This window comes from Sphingosinicella sp. BN140058, assembly GCF_004135585.1.
GTDB lineage: Bacteria > Pseudomonadota > Alphaproteobacteria > Sphingomonadales > Sphingomonadaceae > Allosphingosinicella.
In genome coordinates, this window is sequence record NZ_CP035501.1 from 1989600 (window position 1) to 2005501 (window position 15902).

At 64.9% G+C, this 15902-nt stretch carries 12 protein-coding genes; 11 read left to right on the forward strand and 1 reads right to left on the reverse strand.

The annotated features are described in order from the left end of the window. Positions 1-2: 2 nt before the first annotated feature. Entirely contained in the window at positions 3-239 is a 237-nt protein-coding gene (locus ETR14_RS09000; RefSeq protein WP_129384300.1) for a FliM/FliN family flagellar motor switch protein, read from the reverse strand. A gap of 166 nt (positions 240-405) precedes the next feature. On the opposite strand from ETR14_RS09000, the gene flgC reads away from it, so the two are divergent. The 11 genes from flgC (at position 406) to ETR14_RS09055 (ending at position 15848) form a co-directional block, all read left to right on the forward strand. Further along, the gene (gene flgC, locus ETR14_RS09005) at positions 406-813 is read left to right on the forward strand and encodes a flagellar basal body rod protein FlgC (RefSeq protein ID WP_129384301.1); all 408 of its coding nucleotides are present in this window, start codon (positions 406-408) and stop codon (positions 811-813) included. Positions 814-824: 11 nt separating this feature from the next. After that, positions 825-1151, forward strand: a complete 327-nt coding sequence (locus ETR14_RS09010) for a flagellar hook-basal body complex protein FliE (RefSeq protein WP_129384302.1) — start codon at positions 825-827, stop codon at positions 1149-1151. 2 nt (positions 1152-1153) lie between these two features. Next, positions 1154-1417: a flagellar biosynthetic protein FliQ gene (locus tag ETR14_RS09015; RefSeq protein WP_129384303.1), complete on the forward strand. Its 264-nt coding sequence runs from the start codon at positions 1154-1156 to the stop codon at positions 1415-1417. Between the two features lie 4 nt (positions 1418-1421). Continuing rightward, positions 1422-2174: a flagellar biosynthetic protein FliR gene (gene fliR, locus ETR14_RS09020; RefSeq protein WP_129384304.1), complete on the forward strand. Its 753-nt coding sequence runs from the start codon at positions 1422-1424 to the stop codon at positions 2172-2174. A 3-nt stretch (positions 2175-2177) separates the two neighbouring features. Next, positions 2178-3251: a flagellar biosynthesis protein FlhB gene (flhB, locus tag ETR14_RS09025; RefSeq protein WP_129384305.1), complete on the forward strand. Its 1074-nt coding sequence runs from the start codon at positions 2178-2180 to the stop codon at positions 3249-3251. Positions 3252-3703: 452 nt separating this feature from the next. Beyond that, positions 3704-5554: a methyl-accepting chemotaxis protein gene (locus tag ETR14_RS09030; RefSeq protein ID WP_129384306.1), complete on the forward strand. Its 1851-nt coding sequence runs from the start codon at positions 3704-3706 to the stop codon at positions 5552-5554. A gap of 188 nt (positions 5555-5742) precedes the next feature. Further along, positions 5743-7515, forward strand: a complete 1773-nt coding sequence (locus ETR14_RS09035; RefSeq protein ID WP_129384307.1) for a methyl-accepting chemotaxis protein — start codon at positions 5743-5745, stop codon at positions 7513-7515. Between the two features lie 256 nt (positions 7516-7771). Continuing rightward, positions 7772-9517, forward strand: a complete 1746-nt coding sequence (locus tag ETR14_RS09040; protein WP_165356386.1) for a methyl-accepting chemotaxis protein — start codon at positions 7772-7774, stop codon at positions 9515-9517. 157 nt (positions 9518-9674) lie between these two features. After that, the gene (locus tag ETR14_RS09045) at positions 9675-11522 is read left to right on the forward strand and encodes a methyl-accepting chemotaxis protein (RefSeq protein WP_129384309.1); all 1848 of its coding nucleotides are present in this window, start codon (positions 9675-9677) and stop codon (positions 11520-11522) included. 312 nt (positions 11523-11834) lie between these two features. After that, entirely contained in the window at positions 11835-13670 is a 1836-nt protein-coding gene (locus ETR14_RS09050) for a methyl-accepting chemotaxis protein (RefSeq protein WP_129384310.1), read from the forward strand. 318 nt (positions 13671-13988) lie between these two features. Beyond that, positions 13989-15848, forward strand: a complete 1860-nt coding sequence (locus ETR14_RS09055) for a methyl-accepting chemotaxis protein (protein WP_129384311.1) — start codon at positions 13989-13991, stop codon at positions 15846-15848. Positions 15849-15902: the final 54 nt, after the last annotated feature.

A 15902-nucleotide genomic window follows, 5' to 3' on the forward strand; every position in this document is an offset into this window, starting at 1 on the left:
GATCAGCGGCTCTTCTTCTTCACGACCTCGATGATCTCGAGCGACATCTGGTCGCCCTCGACCGTGACCTTGCCCTTCGCGACCATCTGATTGTTCACGTAGACTTCGGTCGGATCTTCGTGGCTCTGGCTCAGCGGGATCATCGCGCCGCGGCTCATCTTCAGGATCTGGCGGATCGGCAGCTTGGCCGATCCCAGAACGATCTCGAGCTCGACCTTGATACCCTCGACAGCGGACATGCGTCTTTCTCCTTCTTGCCCCCATCATAGGAGCGGATCGGGAGGCGGTTGGGCTCAGGTAGGAAAATTTTGCCTATCGGATTTTTGGTCGATCGGACCCGACTAGGAAAATCTTGCCTATAAGATGGTGGGAGGCGGCAACACGCCTTTCCGCCAGGAGACTTCAATGGATCTCAAGAACAGTGTCGAGGTATCGGCCTCCGGTCTGCGCGCCCAGTCGCTGCGGATGCGGATCATCGCCGAGAACCTCGCCAACGCCGACAGCGTCGCGACCACGCCCGGCGGCCAGCCCTATCGGCGGCGGGTCGCCACCTTCGAGTCCGAGGTCGATCGTGCGTCGGGTGCGCAGGGCGTCAACGTGCGCTCGATCGAAGGCGACAAGACCGCCTTCCAGCGCGTCTACCAGCCGGGCAATCCGGCTGCGGATGCGACCGGCTACGTGCTCCGCCCCAACGTTAACTCACTCGTCGAGAGCGCCGACATGAAGGCAGCGCAGCGCGCCTACGAAGCCAATCTCAACGCCATCGAAGCCGCCAAGGGCATGACGATGCGCACCATCGATCTTCTCAAATAAGGAACGACAGCATGTCCATCGGAGCGCTTGACGCGACATCGGCCTACGGCCGCATTCTCAGCACCGGCAAGACCGGCGGCAGTGCCGGCATCGGCGGCAGCGACGAAGCCGGCGAGACCAAGGGCGGGTTCGGCAGCATGGTCGAGAGCATGATCACCGACGCCGCCGGCTCGATGCGCAGTGCGGAAGCGGCCAGTGCCAAGCAGGTTGCCGGCAAGGGCGATCTGATCGACGTCGTGACGGCGATCGGCGCCGCCGAGATGGCGCTCGACACCGTCGTCGCCGTCCGCGACAAGGTGGTCGGCGCCTATAGCGACATCATGCGGATGCAGATCTGACGATGACCGCGCTCGACGCCATGGAGCTGGCGAAAGCCGCCTTGATCCTCGTCCTCACCATCGCCGGCCCGATGCTGATCGCATCGCTGATCGTCGGTGTCGCGATCGGCCTGTTCCAGGCGCTGACCCAGATCCAGGAGACGACGCTGACCTTCGTGCCCAAGCTGCTCGTGATCGGCTGCGTCATGCTGCTTTCCCTGCCGATGATCGGCCAGGCAATGTCCAACTTCACGGCGCAGCTTTCCGCGCGGATCGTGTCCGGCTGATCCCGTGGAAAATCTCCCCGCCGACGCAACGGCCTTCCTGATCCTGTTCGCCCGCGTCGGTGCGGTGCTGATGCTCCTGCCGGTCTTTTCGGAGGAATCGGTGCCGCCGCGCGCCCGGCTGATGATCGCCCTCGGCATCTCCGCAGGCATGTGGCCGATCATCTCGCCGAAGGTTTCGGCGGTGACCGGAAATTTCGACGCGCTGCCGGCGATCATCATCGCCGAAGTGATGGTCGGCCTGGCCATGGGCATGATCGTCAAGATCATGTTCAGCGCCGTGTCGATCGCCGGCGCGATCGTCAGCATGCAGGTCGGCCTTTCCTCGGCGCTGATCAACGATCCCGCGATGGGCGGCATGTCGCCGGTGCTCGGGCGCTTCGTCGCCGTCGCGGCGGCTGTGGTCTGCATGTCGATGGGCGTGCACCACCTCTGGATCGCCTCGCTCGTCAAATCCTACGGCGCCTTTCCGGTCGGCGGGCTGCCGCCGGCCGAGGATTTCGCGCGGCTTGCCGTGCAGACCACCACCAATGCGATGGCGCTGGCGATGAGCCTTGCCGCGCCGCTGATCGTCTACGGGATCATCTTCAACGTCTCGCTCGGCCTTGCGGCCCGCGTCGCGCCGTCGATCCAGGTCTTCTTCATCGCGCAGCCGCTCAACCTGTTGCTGGGCATTGCGCTTTTTGCCGGAACGCTCGGCATTTTCCTGACCACTTTCGCCGAAACGATGGCGACGTGGATGCGGGCCAGTTGGGGCTGATCGATGTCCGACGCACCAGATCAGGATCAGAAGACTCACGATCCGACCGGCAAGAAGCTCGATGAAGCCCGCGAGAAGGGCGATGTGCCGATGGCGTCGGAGATGCGCCACGCGGCCATGTTCATCGGCGCGGTGGTGATGCTCGGCGGGCTCGGTGCGGTCAGTCTCCACGCGCTGAGCAAGATCTGCGTGCGGATCTGGGGCGGTGCCGACACGCTTCGGCTCGAGCCCGAAGGCGCGCAAGGCCTGTTCACCGGCCTTTCGATGCAGGTGGTGAGCGCCCTTACCCCGGTTTTCGCCTTCCTGATCGGCATGGCGGTGCTCGGCGGTCTCCTGCAAGGGCGCCCGACCATCGCCTGGGCGCGCGTCGGCTTCAAATGGTCGAAGCTCAACCCAATGGCGGGATTCGGCCGGATATTCGGCAAACAGGCTTTCGTCGAATTTCTGAAATCGCTTACCAAGATCATCGTCGTGGTCGGCATTGCCTTCATGGTCGTCTGGCCCAAGGCGGCGGCGCTCGACCAGCTGATCGGTTCGGGGCCGGAGCGGATCGGTTCGACGACCCTCGAACTCTGCTTCTCGCTGGTCAAGACGATCGCGATCCTGGTCGTCGTGATCGCGATGGCCGACTTCATCTATCAGAAGCGCGCGTTCATGAAGCGCATGCGGATGACCCTTCAGGAAGTGAAGGACGAGTTCAAGCAGTCGGAGGGTGACCCGAAGATCAAGGGCAAGATCCGTCAGATCGCGATGCAGCGGTCGCGCCGCCGGATGATGGCCGCCGTGCCGACTGCAAGCGTGATCGTCACCAACCCGACCCATTATGCGGTGGCGCTGAAGTACGAGCATGGCGACATGGCCGCGCCGATCGTCGTCGCCAAGGGGCTCGACGCGATCGCGCTCAAGATCCGCGCCATCGCGACCGAGGCGGGCGTGCCGATCGTCGAAAACCGGCCGCTCGCACGTGCCCTCTACGCATCGGTGGAGATCGACCGTCCCATCCCGGCCGAACATTATGCCGCGGTCGCCGAGATCATCAGCTTCGTGATGCGGCTGGCCAAGCGCCGCCGCACCTGATCAGACACCCCGCCCGGTCTTCGAAACACTGCATCCGAGGCCCCTACGTAGTCGTACGTACGGGGCCTTTTTGCGCGCGACTTTCCACGAGATCGCGACGCTAGGCGGATGGCCAGAGCGGCTCGGCAGCCATCGTGGAAATCATGGTTTATCGCGAATTTTCAACGATTTTCGCAGCAATCCTTGCTGACAAATGTCGGTAGCAATCGACGACTAAGTAGCCATCCAAGACCTTTTCAGAACGACAGCAGACGCAGTCGAACGATCCGTGATTGCGTCATTTCGGTGACAATGGGCGAGTCCACGCCGGAACGTTCCTATGAAAGATTCGAAGAAACTCGGCAAAGACCGCTTCGGCGGCGGACAGGACCGGCACGGACCCGCTCACGCGAGCGGATCGCGTCCATATTCCGCCCTGCGACTGCGGCTTTGCTTCGAACAGGAGCCGACAGATGACGCTTCGAATGAAATTGCTGACCTGCCTCGGCGTCCTCGGGGCGTCGATCATCTCCATTTGCGGCACCGGCTATTACGTCGGCAAAGCCAATGAGGCAGGATTCGACGACCTCGTCGACAATCGCGTGGTCGCCCTCGACCAGCTGAAGAAGACCCAGGATGCGTTCGCACTGGGTGTGGTGGAAGTCGGCCACAAGGTCCGCAACGAGGACATTTCGTTCGCCGAAGGCGCGCGCACCGTCCGCGAGAGCCGGATTGCCGGCAAGAAGCATTTCGACGAATATATGTCCACGCCGATGGATGGCGAGGAAGGCAAACTCGCCAAGGACGCGCAGGACGCGATCGCGAAGTCCCAGCACGATCTCGACGAACTTCAGCGCATCCTGGACTCGGGCAGCATGGACGCGCTCAACGGCTGGGAGTCGGAGACGGCGGCAGCCGTGGTACCGATCACCTCCCTCACCGGAAAGCTTTCTCAGCTCAACATCGAGGCGGCCAACACGGAAGCGAGCGCAGCCAAGGGCTTCAGCGCCACGATGACGTTCGTGATGATCCTGCTGGCGCTTGCAGCGCTTGCTGCGATCGCCGTGTCCTTCTTCGTCGTCACCCGCAAGGTTGCCGAGCCGATCAAGGCGCTTGCCGACACGATCCGCGGCCTCGCCAAGGATCCGGAAGCGGTGGTGCCGAACACGACGCAGCAGGACGAAATCGGCGACATCTCGCGCGCGGTCGACAGCTTCCGTTCGTCCGTCGTCGAGAAGGAGCGCGTGCGTGCAGCCGACGCCGCTGCGGTGCAGGAGCGGGTGACGACGGCCCTGGCGGGAGGCCTCTCCGCCCTCGCCTCCGGCGACCTCACCTGCTCGCTCGACATGGCCTTCCCGCCGGAGTTCGAGAAGCTCAAGACCGATTTCAACGCCGCGGTCGGCGAGCTCCAGGAGGCGATGGCGACCATTGCCCGCGCCACCGGCAACATCCAGGGAGGCTCGAACGAGATCAGCCAGGCCTCGGACGACCTCTCCCGCCGCACCGAGCAACAGGCCGCCTCTCTCGAGGAAACCGCCGCCGCGATGACGCAGATCACCGCGACGGTGCAGAACAGCGCGACGGGTGCGAACGAGGCCAACAAGCTGGTCCGCGCCACCCAGGCGGATGCGCAGGAGAGCAGCAAGGTCGTCTCGGATGCAGTCGCCGCGATGGCCGAGATCGAGAAGAGCTCGCAGGAGATCACCAAGATCATCGAGGTGATCGACAAGATCGCCTTTCAGACCAATCTCCTCGCGCTCAATGCGTCGGTCGAAGCCGCGCATGCCGGTGAAGCAGGGCGCGCCTTTGCGGTCGTCGCCAACGAAGTGCGGGCGCTTGCCCAGCGCTCGGCCGATGCGGCGCAGGAGATCGGCACCTTGATCTCCAACAGCTCGAAGCAGGTCGAAGGCGGCGTAACCCTGGTCGGCGAGGCCGGCAAGGCGCTCGGCCGGATCATCGGCTCGGTCGACGAAGTCTCGGGCCTCGTCAGCCAGATCGCAATGGCCGCGGACCAGCAGAGCTCGGCACTGGCCCAGGTCAACACCGCGATCACCGAGATGGACAAGGTCACCCAGCAGAACGCCGCGATGGTCGAGGAAAGCAACGCCGCCGCGCGCAGCCTTTCCGACGAGGCGACCGGTCTCGCCCAGCTGATCGGCCGCTTCAACACCGGTGCCGAGACGGCGAGAGTCGTTCCGCTCCCCGCCCGAGCCGCGGCGCCGGCGCCCACGTCGACGCGGAAGGCGGTCCGCCAGCCCGCGCGCAGCGTCGGCAACACCGCGCTGAAGCCCGCCGCCTCGGACGATGATTGGAACGAATTCTAAGCAAGATCGCCATCGTGCGACAGAGGGCCGGCGGCAGCGATGCCGTCGGCCTTTTGCGCTCTGCGCGGTCCGCAACGCGTTGAAATACAGCCTAAAGGCCCGCGCCCGTTCGAAAATGCGTCTACATCACTACAAAGCTGCGGATCCCGTGCAAACGGAAGGAGCCCGCGCGTTCAAGAGGTTTGTACATGCTTTCCACGCTGCGCGCCCGCGCCGATGCTCTCGCCCTGCAGGCGAAAGTCACCCTGATGATCGTGCTGGCGCTGATTGCGCTCAGCCTGGTCAGCTTCTTCGCGACCACCCACTTCCTCTACGCAGACGCCGAAGAACGGGCGATAGAACGGCAGGAAACCAACATGCGGGTCGCGTGGGACGTGCTCGGCCAATATGGCCGCGACCTGCGTCTCGACGGCGAAACCCTCTACGCCGGCAATGTCGCGCTGAATGGCCGCTACGAGGCGGTCGACCGGATCAAGCAGCTCGTCGGCGGCACCGCCACCATCTTCGCGCTCGACACAAGGATCTCGACCAACGTCAAGAAAGAGGATGGCGGCCGCGCCGTCGGTACCAAGCTTGCCGCCGGCCCGACCTATGACGCGGTGCTGAAGCGCGGCGAGCCTTTCCGTGGGCGCGCCGAGATCCTCGGCACCTCCTATTTCACCGCTTACGATCCGATCAAGGACAGCAGCGGCAAGGTCGTCGGAGTCCTCTACGTCGGCGTTCCTGCCGACGATTTCCTGTCCAGCGTGAACGTCATCGGATTGACCCTCGCCGGGATCGCCCTCGTCATCACCTTGATCGTCGCGTTCCTCTGCCGACGTTTCGCACGCGAGCTGTTTCAGCCGTTGGTCGGAATGACCCAGGCGGTCGACCGTCTCGCCCAGGGCGACCTTTCGGTCGACGTCCCCGGGACGACGCGAAAGGACGAAGTCGGAACCATCGCCCGCACCGTCCTCGTTTTCCGCGAAACGGCGATCCAGAAGGCGAAGGCGGACGAGGAGCAGCGCGTCGCGGTCGCCGCCATCGCGGCCTCGCTCCATCAGCTGGCGCAGGGCGATCTCACCGCCCAGGTGGGTGAGGTTCCGCCCGCTTACGCCCAGCTCAAGGACGATTTCAACGCAGCCGCCGACCAGCTTCGCGACGCTATGACGGCAATCGTCGGCACCGCTCAGTCGCTTCACGGCGGATCGGGCGAGATCAGCCATGCCGCCGACGATCTTTCGCGCCGCACCGAACAGAGCGCCGCCGCGCTCGAAGAGACCTCTGCGGCGATGACGCAGATCATGGAAACCGTCCGCGCCAGCGCGGCGCGCGCCGCCGACGCGCAGAAATTGGCGAACGCCGTGCGCGATCAGGCCGGCGCCAGCGAAAGCGTCGTCGCGTCCGCGGTGCAGGCGATGACCAGAATCGAGCAGAGCTCGCAGGAGATCACCAAGATCATCGACGTGATCGAGAAGATCGCCTTCCAGACCAATCTGCTCGCGCTCAACGCCAGCGTCGAGGCCGCTCACGCGGGCGAAGCGGGCCGCGCCTTCGCGATCGTCGCCAACGAAGTACGAGCGCTCGCGCAGCGTTCCGCCGAAGCCGCACACGAAATCACGACCCTCATCTCGACCAGCGCTGAGCAGGTTCAAGCGGGTGTCGGGCTGGTCGGCGAGGCCGGCCGCGCCTTGCACGCGATCATCGCCGAAATCGGCAGCGTCAGCGCGATCGTGTCCGAAATTGCCCACACTGCGGACCAGCAGACATCCGCTCTCGTCGAAGTCAGCGCCGGCATCGCCGACATGGACAAGGTCACCCAGCAGAACGCGGCGATGGTGGAGCAGAGCACGGCGGCGGCGCGCAACCTGGCCGACGAGGCCAGCGGTCTCGCCACCCTCGTCGGGCGGTTCGATACCGGCGTCGCCGCCAATGCGAGACGGTCGGATGGCGCACACAGCATGAGTGCGCGGGCGGCCTGACATCCCGCTTGGGGGCTCCACGACGGGTTGAGGAAACCATAAAGGAAAGTCAGCACGAGGCACAGAACCGCGATTTCATCTTCTATAATGTAGTCGAATCGCAGCTTCTCAGTGGAGAGGGAAGTGTTGCCAATGCAGCGCCCCCAACCTGGAGTAGCCAATGCTCAAGAATTTACGCGTATCTCGGAAGCTTGCCCTGTCATTCGCTCTCGTCGTCGCGATATCGTTGCTAGTCTCGGCATCCATCTATTGGAAGTTGAAAGTCTCAGACGAGGCTGCGGCCGACGAACGGCGCACCCAGCAGATCATCAGCGCAACCGAGACGATGGAGAAGGCCGTCAATCGGCAGCAGGGTCAGTTGCGGGGCTACATGATCACGGCGCAATCGACGATGCTCGAACCCTACCGCGACAGCATCGCGGAATTCGCCGGAGCTCGCGACGAGGCTCTTTCCCATCTCTCCAGCCCCGAGAACATCCAGCACATCAAGGATGCTTCGGCGGCGCTCGAGCAGTGGCGGGGGGATTGGGCTGACCCGCAGATCAAACTGGTGCAAAGCGGCGATCGCATGGGCGCGCAGCAGGCGATCATCGCCGCAGGCGACAAAGCGCGCATGGGCCACATCATCGACTTCCTCAAAGCGGTTCGTACCGATCAGAGCGCGAAGCTGAACCAGCGTGCAAAGGCGCGCGAGGACGCCATCTCCGCTTGCTACACCGCATTGATCGTCGGCGCCCTGGTGCTCATCGGACTGGCCATCGCTCTCGCGACCTTGCTCTCGGGCATGCTGGCCAAGCCGATTGCCGGCATGACGGCCGTGATGGGCCGCCTTGCTTCCGGTGACAATCAGGTTGAGGTTCCCAATGCCGATCGCGGCGACGAAGTCGGCGCTATGGCCAAGGCCGTACTCGTCTTCCGCGACGCCGCCATCGAACAGGAGAAGGCTGCGGCGGAGAAGGCGCGTACCGAAGCGACACAGAACCAGGTCGTCACCGAGCTTGCCGGCGCACTCGGCCGTCTCTCGGAAGGCGATCTCACCACCAGCCTCAAGAACTTCCCCGGTGACTATCGCAAGCTCGAAGAGGATTTCAACGCCGCCGTGGGCGCGCTTCGCGACGCGCTGGTCGACATCTCCCGGTCCACCGCCAACATCCATGGCGGCTCGGGCGAGATCAGCCAGGCTTCGGACGATCTCTCCCGGCGCACCGAGCAACAGGCGGCTTCGCTCGAGGAAACCGCTGCGGCGATGACCGAAATCACGACGACCGTGCAGAACAGCGCGGCCGGTGCCAACGAGGCGAACAAGCTCGTGCTTGCCACTCAGGCCGATGCGCAGGAGAGCAGCAAGGTCGTCTCCGACGCGGTGGCGGCAATGGCCGAAATCGAGAAGTCGAGCCAGGAAATCTCAAAGATCATCGAAGTGATCGACAAGATCGCCTTCCAGACCAATCTGCTCGCGCTCAACGCGTCGGTGGAAGCGGCACATGCCGGTGAAGCCGGCCGTGCCTTCGCGGTGGTCGCAAACGAGGTGCGCGCGCTTGCCCAGCGTTCGGCCGATGCGGCGCAGGAGATCGGCACTTTGATCTCCAACAGCTCCAAGCAGGTCGAAGGCGGCGTCACTTTGGTCGGCGAAGCCGGCAAGGCGCTCGGCCGCATCATCGGCTCGGTCGACGAGGTTTCGGGCCTCGTCAGCCAGATCGCGATGGCGGCGGATCAGCAGAGCTCGGCGCTGGCGCAGGTCAACACCGCGATCACCGAGATGGACAAGGTCACTCAGCAGAACGCGGCGATGGTCGAAGAAAGCAACGCCGCCGCACGCAGCCTCGCGGACGAGGCCACCGGTCTGACGCAGTTGGTCGGCCGTTTCGAAACTGGCAGCGCCGCGCCGGGACGAATCGTCCCAATTCCGACCCGCAAAGCGGCGGCGCCTGCACCCGCGCGCGTGGTCGGGAATACGGCGCTGAAGCCATCGCCCTCGGCGGATGACTGGAACGAATTCTAAACATCCCACCTACCCTGACGATGAAGAGGAAGGCCGGCGACAGCTATGTCGCCGGCCTTCTTGCCCGAAGACACACGCCGGATTTCCGCAGGGTGCTCCAGCTTGCCGGGGGCTCAGGGTCTATAAAGCATAGAAACCGTCCTTCAGGGGTCCTCACGTGAACATCAGCAACCTTCCAGTCTCGCGCAAGCTGACGCTCGGCTTCGCCGCCGTCATTCTCGCGTCACTGACCTGCAACTATCTCGTCTATTCCAGCGCGACCTCGATTCAGGACGCGAGCAATTCGAACATCCGTTCGAACATGCTGAAGGGCCTCGCGCAGCAGGCGATGGGAGAGGCACTGGAGCAGCAGACGGCGCTTCATGCTTATGCCGCCACGGGCGAGGCGCGCTTTGCCGACGACTACCGCCAAGCCAAGAGCGCGTTCGAGAAGGATGTCGCCAGCTTCATCGAGACGACGACCCAGGAGGCGCAAAAGGCGCGCGGGGCCAAGCTGCAGAAGGCGATGGATGCGTATGGCGCGAAAGCGGACCGCCTGATCCAGCTCGCGGCCAACCCGGCGACCCGCGCCCAAGCCTCGGCCAATCTCTCGGACCTTGCCGATCTCTCCGAAGCCCGTGCGATCGGCAAGGAGTTGCTCGATGCCGCCCAAGAGCGGATCGAAATCCGCACCGGCGAACAGAATGATGCCTACAGCCTGACGATCGTCACCCTGATCATCGGCGCGCTCGCGGCGGTCGGCATAGCGATCCTGATGAACGTGCTCCTCGCAAGGATGATCGCGGTTCCGGTACGCGGCATGATCGGCGTGATGGGACGTTTGGCCGCCGGCGACAACAAGGTCGACGTGCCCAATTCCGAACGCGCCGACGAGGTCGGCCAGATGGCCAAGGCGGTCATGGTCTTCCGAGACGCGGCTGTCGCCCAGGAGAAGACCGCTGCGGAGAAGGCGCGCGCCGATGCCGCGCAGACCGCGGTCGTCAACGAGCTCGCCGATGCGCTCGGCAGGCTTTCGGGCGGTGACCTCACCGTCACCTTGACCAACTTCCCTGCCGAGTATCGCAAGCTGGAGGAAGACTTTAACGCTGCGGTCACCGCGCTGCGCACCGCGCTCCTCGACATCTCGCGCTCCACCGCCAACATCCATGGCGGCTCGGGCGAGATCAGCCAGGCGTCGGACGATCTGTCGCGCCGCACCGAGCAGCAGGCCGCCTCGCTCGAGGAAACCGCCGCCGCGATGACGCAGATCACCGCCACCGTCCAGAACAGCGCCGCCGGCGCCAACCAGGCCAACAAACTGGTCCTCGCCACCCAGGCAGACGCGCAGGAGAGCAGCAAGGTCGTCGGCGATGCCGTGGCCGCGATGGCCGAGATCGAGAAGTCGAGCCAGGAGATCACCAAGATCATCGAGGTGATCGACAAGATCGCTTTTCAGACCAATCTGCTCGCGCTCAACGCCTCTGTCGAAGCCGCACAGGCGGGTGAAGCGGGCCGCGCCTTCGCTGTCGTGGCGAACGAAGTGCGCGCGCTGGCGCAGCGCTCGGCCGATGCGGCGCAGGAGATCGGTACCCTGATCTCGAACAGCTCACGCCAGGTCGATGGCGGGGTTGCCCTCGTCGGCGAAGCCGGCAAGGCGCTGACCCGGATCATCGGCTCGGTCGACGAGGTCTCCGGCCTCGTCAGCCAGATCGCGATGGCGGCGGATCAGCAGAGCTCGGCACTCGCCCAAGTCAACAGCGCGATCAGCGAGATGGACAAGGTCACTCAGCAGAATGCGGCGATGGTCGAGGAGAGCAACGCCGCCGCGCGCAGCCTCGCGGACGAAGCGAGCGGCCTGGCCGGCATGGTCGGCCGCTTCGACACCGGCCCCCAGGCAGCCCGGGTGGTCGCGCTTCCCACGCGGAAGGCGCCTGCCGCTGCCCCCCAGCCGCGCGGCCGGACGGCCGGCAACACCGCGCTGAAGGCGACGCCGTTCGCCTCGGCAGACGATTGGAACGAATTCTGAGCCCTTTCGGACCTGTGCTTCAAGGATGGCCGGCGGCAGCGATGTCGCCGGCCTTCTCGTGTCCGGCGGAGCCAGGCAGGCGGTGACCAGGGACCTGGCGAAGTCCGGACGGGATAGGACGCGCCTGGGAAGCTCCGGGTAGAAAAGCCCGGCGGGAGCGCGACACGCTCGAAAGTTTTCCTATGAATATCAGGATATAATCGCTGGATCGCGATCGGAAGCAGCGACTTGACGAGGACGCGACGCGACGCGTCACGTCTCAGGTCAGCCGGCACCGTGAACCCCATCCGCGGCAGCCTCAGGAAAGTCATCATGAACTTCTTCAATCGAATGCGGATACCCGCCAAGATCACGACGGCCTTTGCCGTGGTCATCGCAACGTTCATCGCGGCGGCGATCTTCATCACCTCGAGCCTTAACACCCTGACGGCGGCCGCAGAGGCTAACGCCGTCACCGTGCGCGTTTCCGGCCATGGCCAAGGCATGCTCAGTGCCATCATTCAGCAGGAAAACGCCCTGCGCGGGTTCGCGATGCTCGGCCGGCCCGAGCTGCTTGAGGAGTATGAAGAGAGCAAGAGGGTCTTCGAGAAGGAAGCGGAGGGCTTTGCCACCACCCGCAAGCAGGATCAGAAGGAGCGTCTGGTCGCGCTGAAAGAGGAAGTCCGGGATCTGAACGATCGCCGCTTCGCCGAACTGATCAGCCTCGCCCGCGATCCGGCGACCCGAGGCCGCGCGCAGCAAATCTCCGGTCAGAAGCAATTGTCCAAGGTCCGTGAGATCGTGGCCGACATGCAGAAGGCCTCCGCGGGCTACATCGCCGGCCAGCAGGCCGAGATGGACTCGGCGAATGACTCGGCAATGACCACCTTGTGGGTCGGTGCGGCCCTGGCGATCCTGTGTGCCGGTGCGCTCGGATGGCTGCTGTCCAGCGTCATCGCACGGCCGATCACCAACATGACTTCCGTCATGGGGCGCCTGGCGGCCGGCGATACCAAAGTGCAGATCCCCGGCGCGGACCGCAGCGACGAGATCGGCGCGATGGCCTCGGCGGTTAGCGTGTTCCGTGACACTGCCGTTGCCGAGGAAAAGGCGAAGGCCGATAAGGCGCGGAGCGATGCCGAACAGCAGCGGATCGTGTCGGAAGTCGGCAATGGCCTGGGCCAGCTGGCCTCGGGCGATCTCACCGCCGAGCTCAAGAACTTCCCGGCCGATTACGCCAAGCTGCAGGACGATTTCAACGCGGCAGTTACCGAGCTGCGGTCGGCGATGACCTCGATCGCTGCGTCGACCACCAACATTCACGGCGGCTCGGGCGAGATCAGCCAGGCCTCGGACGATCTGTCGCGCCGCACCGAGCAGCAGGCGGCTTCGCTCGAGGAAACCGCGGCTGCGATGACGCAGATCACGACGACGGTCCACAACAGCGCCGCCGGTGCCAACCAGGCCAACAAGCTGGTGCTCGCCACCCAGGCGGATGCGCAGGAGAGCAGCAAGGTCGTCTCGGATGCGGTCGCCGCGATGGCCGAGATCGAGAAGAGCTCGCAGGAGATCACCAAGATCATCGAGGTGATCGACAAGATCGCCTTTCAGACCAACCTTCTCGCGCTCAACGCCTCGGTGGAAGCGGCGCATGCCGGTGAAGCCGGTCGCGCCTTCGCGGTCGTCGCCAACGAAGTGCGCGCGCTTGCCCAGCGCTCGGCCGATGCGGCGCAGGAGATCGGCACTTTGATCTCGAGCAGCTCGAAGCAGGTCGAGGGCGGCGTGGCGCTGGTCGGCGAGGCCGGCAAGGCGCTCGGCCGGATCATCGGCTCGGTCGACGAAGTCTCCGGCCTCGTCAGCCAGATCGCGATGGCGGCGGACCAGCAGAGCTCGGCGCTGGCCCAGGTCAACACCGCGATCACCGAGATGGACAAGGTCACGCAGCAGAACGCCGCGATGGTAGAAGAAAGCAATGCGGCGGCGCGCAGCCTCGCCGAGGAGGCGACCGGGCTGGCGCGGCTGGTCGGCCGCTTCGAGACGGGCGCGCAGGCCGCTCCGGCAGCGATCCGCAAGGCGCGCAAGGCGGCGCCCCCGCAGGTCCGCGGCAATACCGCTCTTGCGCTGCAATCGAACCTTGCAAGTGCGGTGGACGATTGGAACGAATTCTGATCGGCCGGCGCTGGTGATCGAGGGGCCGGCGGCAGCAATGCCGCCGGCCTTTCTCATTCCCTGCCTCTCCGGCAACTCGCATGCGCCGTCGCAGCGGACTTCGGAAACCGGCCGCAGCGGGCAAGTCACGGGAAAGGCTTAGTAATCATACGGATTTACAGCAGAAAGGCCATGCCGGTGGAGATGCTGTCCGCAATTGTCTCCTAAAGAGGAATCTGAAGCGAACGGGTTCGACCGGACCTTGACGGGCGGGAAAACCACCCCCTGTCGCGCTGCCTCTAATCGGGCTTCAAGCCCGCCCATCGGGGAAGACAGAACGTGACTCAGCTCCTCAAGAATACAAAGATCTCGGCGAAGATCCTCGCCCTGCTTGCGCTGCTCGGCGCGCTTTGCCTCGGCCTTGCGCTTTACTCCAACAGCGTGCTCAAGGATGCAGACACGCGCTATGCCGATCTGGTCGACAAGAAGCTTGCAGGCACGATCCGGCTCGTCCGGTTGCACCGCTTCACCGCCGAGATCCGCGCTGCCGGATTCCGCGCGATCGCCTATGACGGAGGGACACAGGAATCCCGCGACAACGAAGCATGGGAAAAGCGGACCTACGCCGACGCGCTGAAGGCGCTGGCGGAGGCACGCGGACTGCGCCCCGAACTCGACGGACAGCTCGCACAGACCGCACGCGATCTCGACGATATCCACGGGGCGACCACCCGGGCGATCGCGCTGGGTCTTCGCAACGACAAAGTGGCGGCGACCAACGTCATGCGCACCGCGAAGCCGCTGTTCGAGAAGATGGAGCAGGCGCTCGTGCCGATGAACCGCAAGGCGGTGGCGGACGCGGAGGCGACCTCCAACACTCTCAGCGAGGACATCGAAGCAACGGCGCGGACAACGCTGATCATCTCGATCCTCGGTCTTCTGGCGTCGCTGGGCGCGGGCATTTTCGTGGCGCGCAACGGCATCAGCGGACCGATCCTGCGCCTGCAGGAGACGATGCGGGCGCTCGCCGCGGGCAACAACGCGGTCGAGGTCGACGGTACCGACCGCGGCGACGAAGTCGGCGCAATGGCCAAGGCGGTGCTCGTTTTCCGTGACGCGGCGATCGCGCAGGAGCAGGCCGCCGTCGAGAAAGCGAAGGCGGATGCCGCCCAACAGCGGGTGGTGGCCGATCTTGCCGACGCGCTCGGCAGCCTCGCCGGAGGCGACCTCACCGTAAGCCTCAAGAGCTTCCCGGCGGACTATCGCAAGCTCGAGGAGGACTTCAACGCGGCAGTGACCGAGCTGCGCAACGCGTTGATCGAAATCTCGCGTTCGACCGGCAACATTCATGGCGGGTCCGGCGAGATCAGCCAGGCCTCAGACGATCTGTCGCGCCGCACCGAGCAACAGGCCGCCTCTCTCGAGGAAACGGCTGCCGCGATGACCCAGATCACCACGACCGTGCAGAACAGCGCGGCGGGTGCCAGCGAGGCCAACAAGGTCGTCCTCGCCACCCAGGCGGACGCCCAGGCCAGCAGCAAGGTCGTCGGCGACGCCGTCGCCGCGATGGCGGAGATCGAGAAGAGCTCTCAGGAGATCACCAAGATCATCGCGGTGATCGACAAGATCGCCTTCCAGACCAACCTTCTCGCGCTCAACGCATCGGTCGAAGCGGCGCACGCGGGCGAAGCCGGCCGTGCCTTCGCGGTCGTCGCCAACGAAGTGCGCGCGCTTGCCCAGCGCTCGGCCGATGCCGCCCAGGAGATCGGCACGTTGATCTCGAACAGCTCACGCCAGGTCGAAGGCGGAGTCACTCTGGTCGGCGAAGCCGGCAAGGCGCTGGCGCGGATCATCGGCTCGGTCGACGAGGTCTCCGGCCTCGTCAGCCAGATCGCCATGGCCGCCGATCAGCAGAGCTCTGCCCTCGCCCAGGTCAACACCTCGGTCACCGACATGGACAAGCTCACGCAGCAGAATGCCGCGATGGTCGAGGAAAGCAATGCGGCGGCACGCAGCCTCGCCGAGGAGGCATCGGGCCTGGCCCGCCTCGTCGGACGCTTCGAAACGGGTGCAAGGGCCGCGCCAACACCGGTGCGCGCTCCCCGTCAGGCTGCGCCTGCTCCTCGGGTCCACGGCAACACTGCGCTCGCGTTGCAATCCAGCCTCGCGACCGCAGTCGACGACTGGAACGCCTTCTAAGCATTAACGAAGATCGGCCGCGCCCTCGAGAGCGCAGCCGGTTCGGGGGCCCGG

What these genes read in the sequence shown, in the direction of transcription:
- ETR14_RS09030 (WP_129384306.1), top strand. Translation starts at nt 3,704, where the DNA reads ATGACGCTTCGAATGAAATTGCTGACCTGCCTCGGCGTCCTCGGGGCG.
- ETR14_RS09035 (WP_129384307.1), top strand. Translation starts at nt 5,743, where the DNA reads ATGCTTTCCACGCTGCGCGCCCGCGCCGATGCTCTCGCCCTGCAGGCG.
- ETR14_RS09000 (WP_129384300.1), bottom strand. Translation starts at nt 239, where the DNA reads ATGTCCGCTGTCGAGGGTATCAAGGTCGAGCTCGAGATCGTTCTGGGA.
- flgC (WP_129384301.1), top strand. Translation starts at nt 406, where the DNA reads ATGGATCTCAAGAACAGTGTCGAGGTATCGGCCTCCGGTCTGCGCGCC.
- flhB (WP_129384305.1), top strand. Translation starts at nt 2,178, where the DNA reads ATGTCCGACGCACCAGATCAGGATCAGAAGACTCACGATCCGACCGGC.
- ETR14_RS09015 (WP_129384303.1), top strand. Translation starts at nt 1,154, where the DNA reads ATGACCGCGCTCGACGCCATGGAGCTGGCGAAAGCCGCCTTGATCCTC.
- ETR14_RS09050 (WP_129384310.1), top strand. Translation starts at nt 11,835, where the DNA reads ATGAACTTCTTCAATCGAATGCGGATACCCGCCAAGATCACGACGGCC.
- ETR14_RS09010 (WP_129384302.1), top strand. Translation starts at nt 825, where the DNA reads ATGTCCATCGGAGCGCTTGACGCGACATCGGCCTACGGCCGCATTCTC.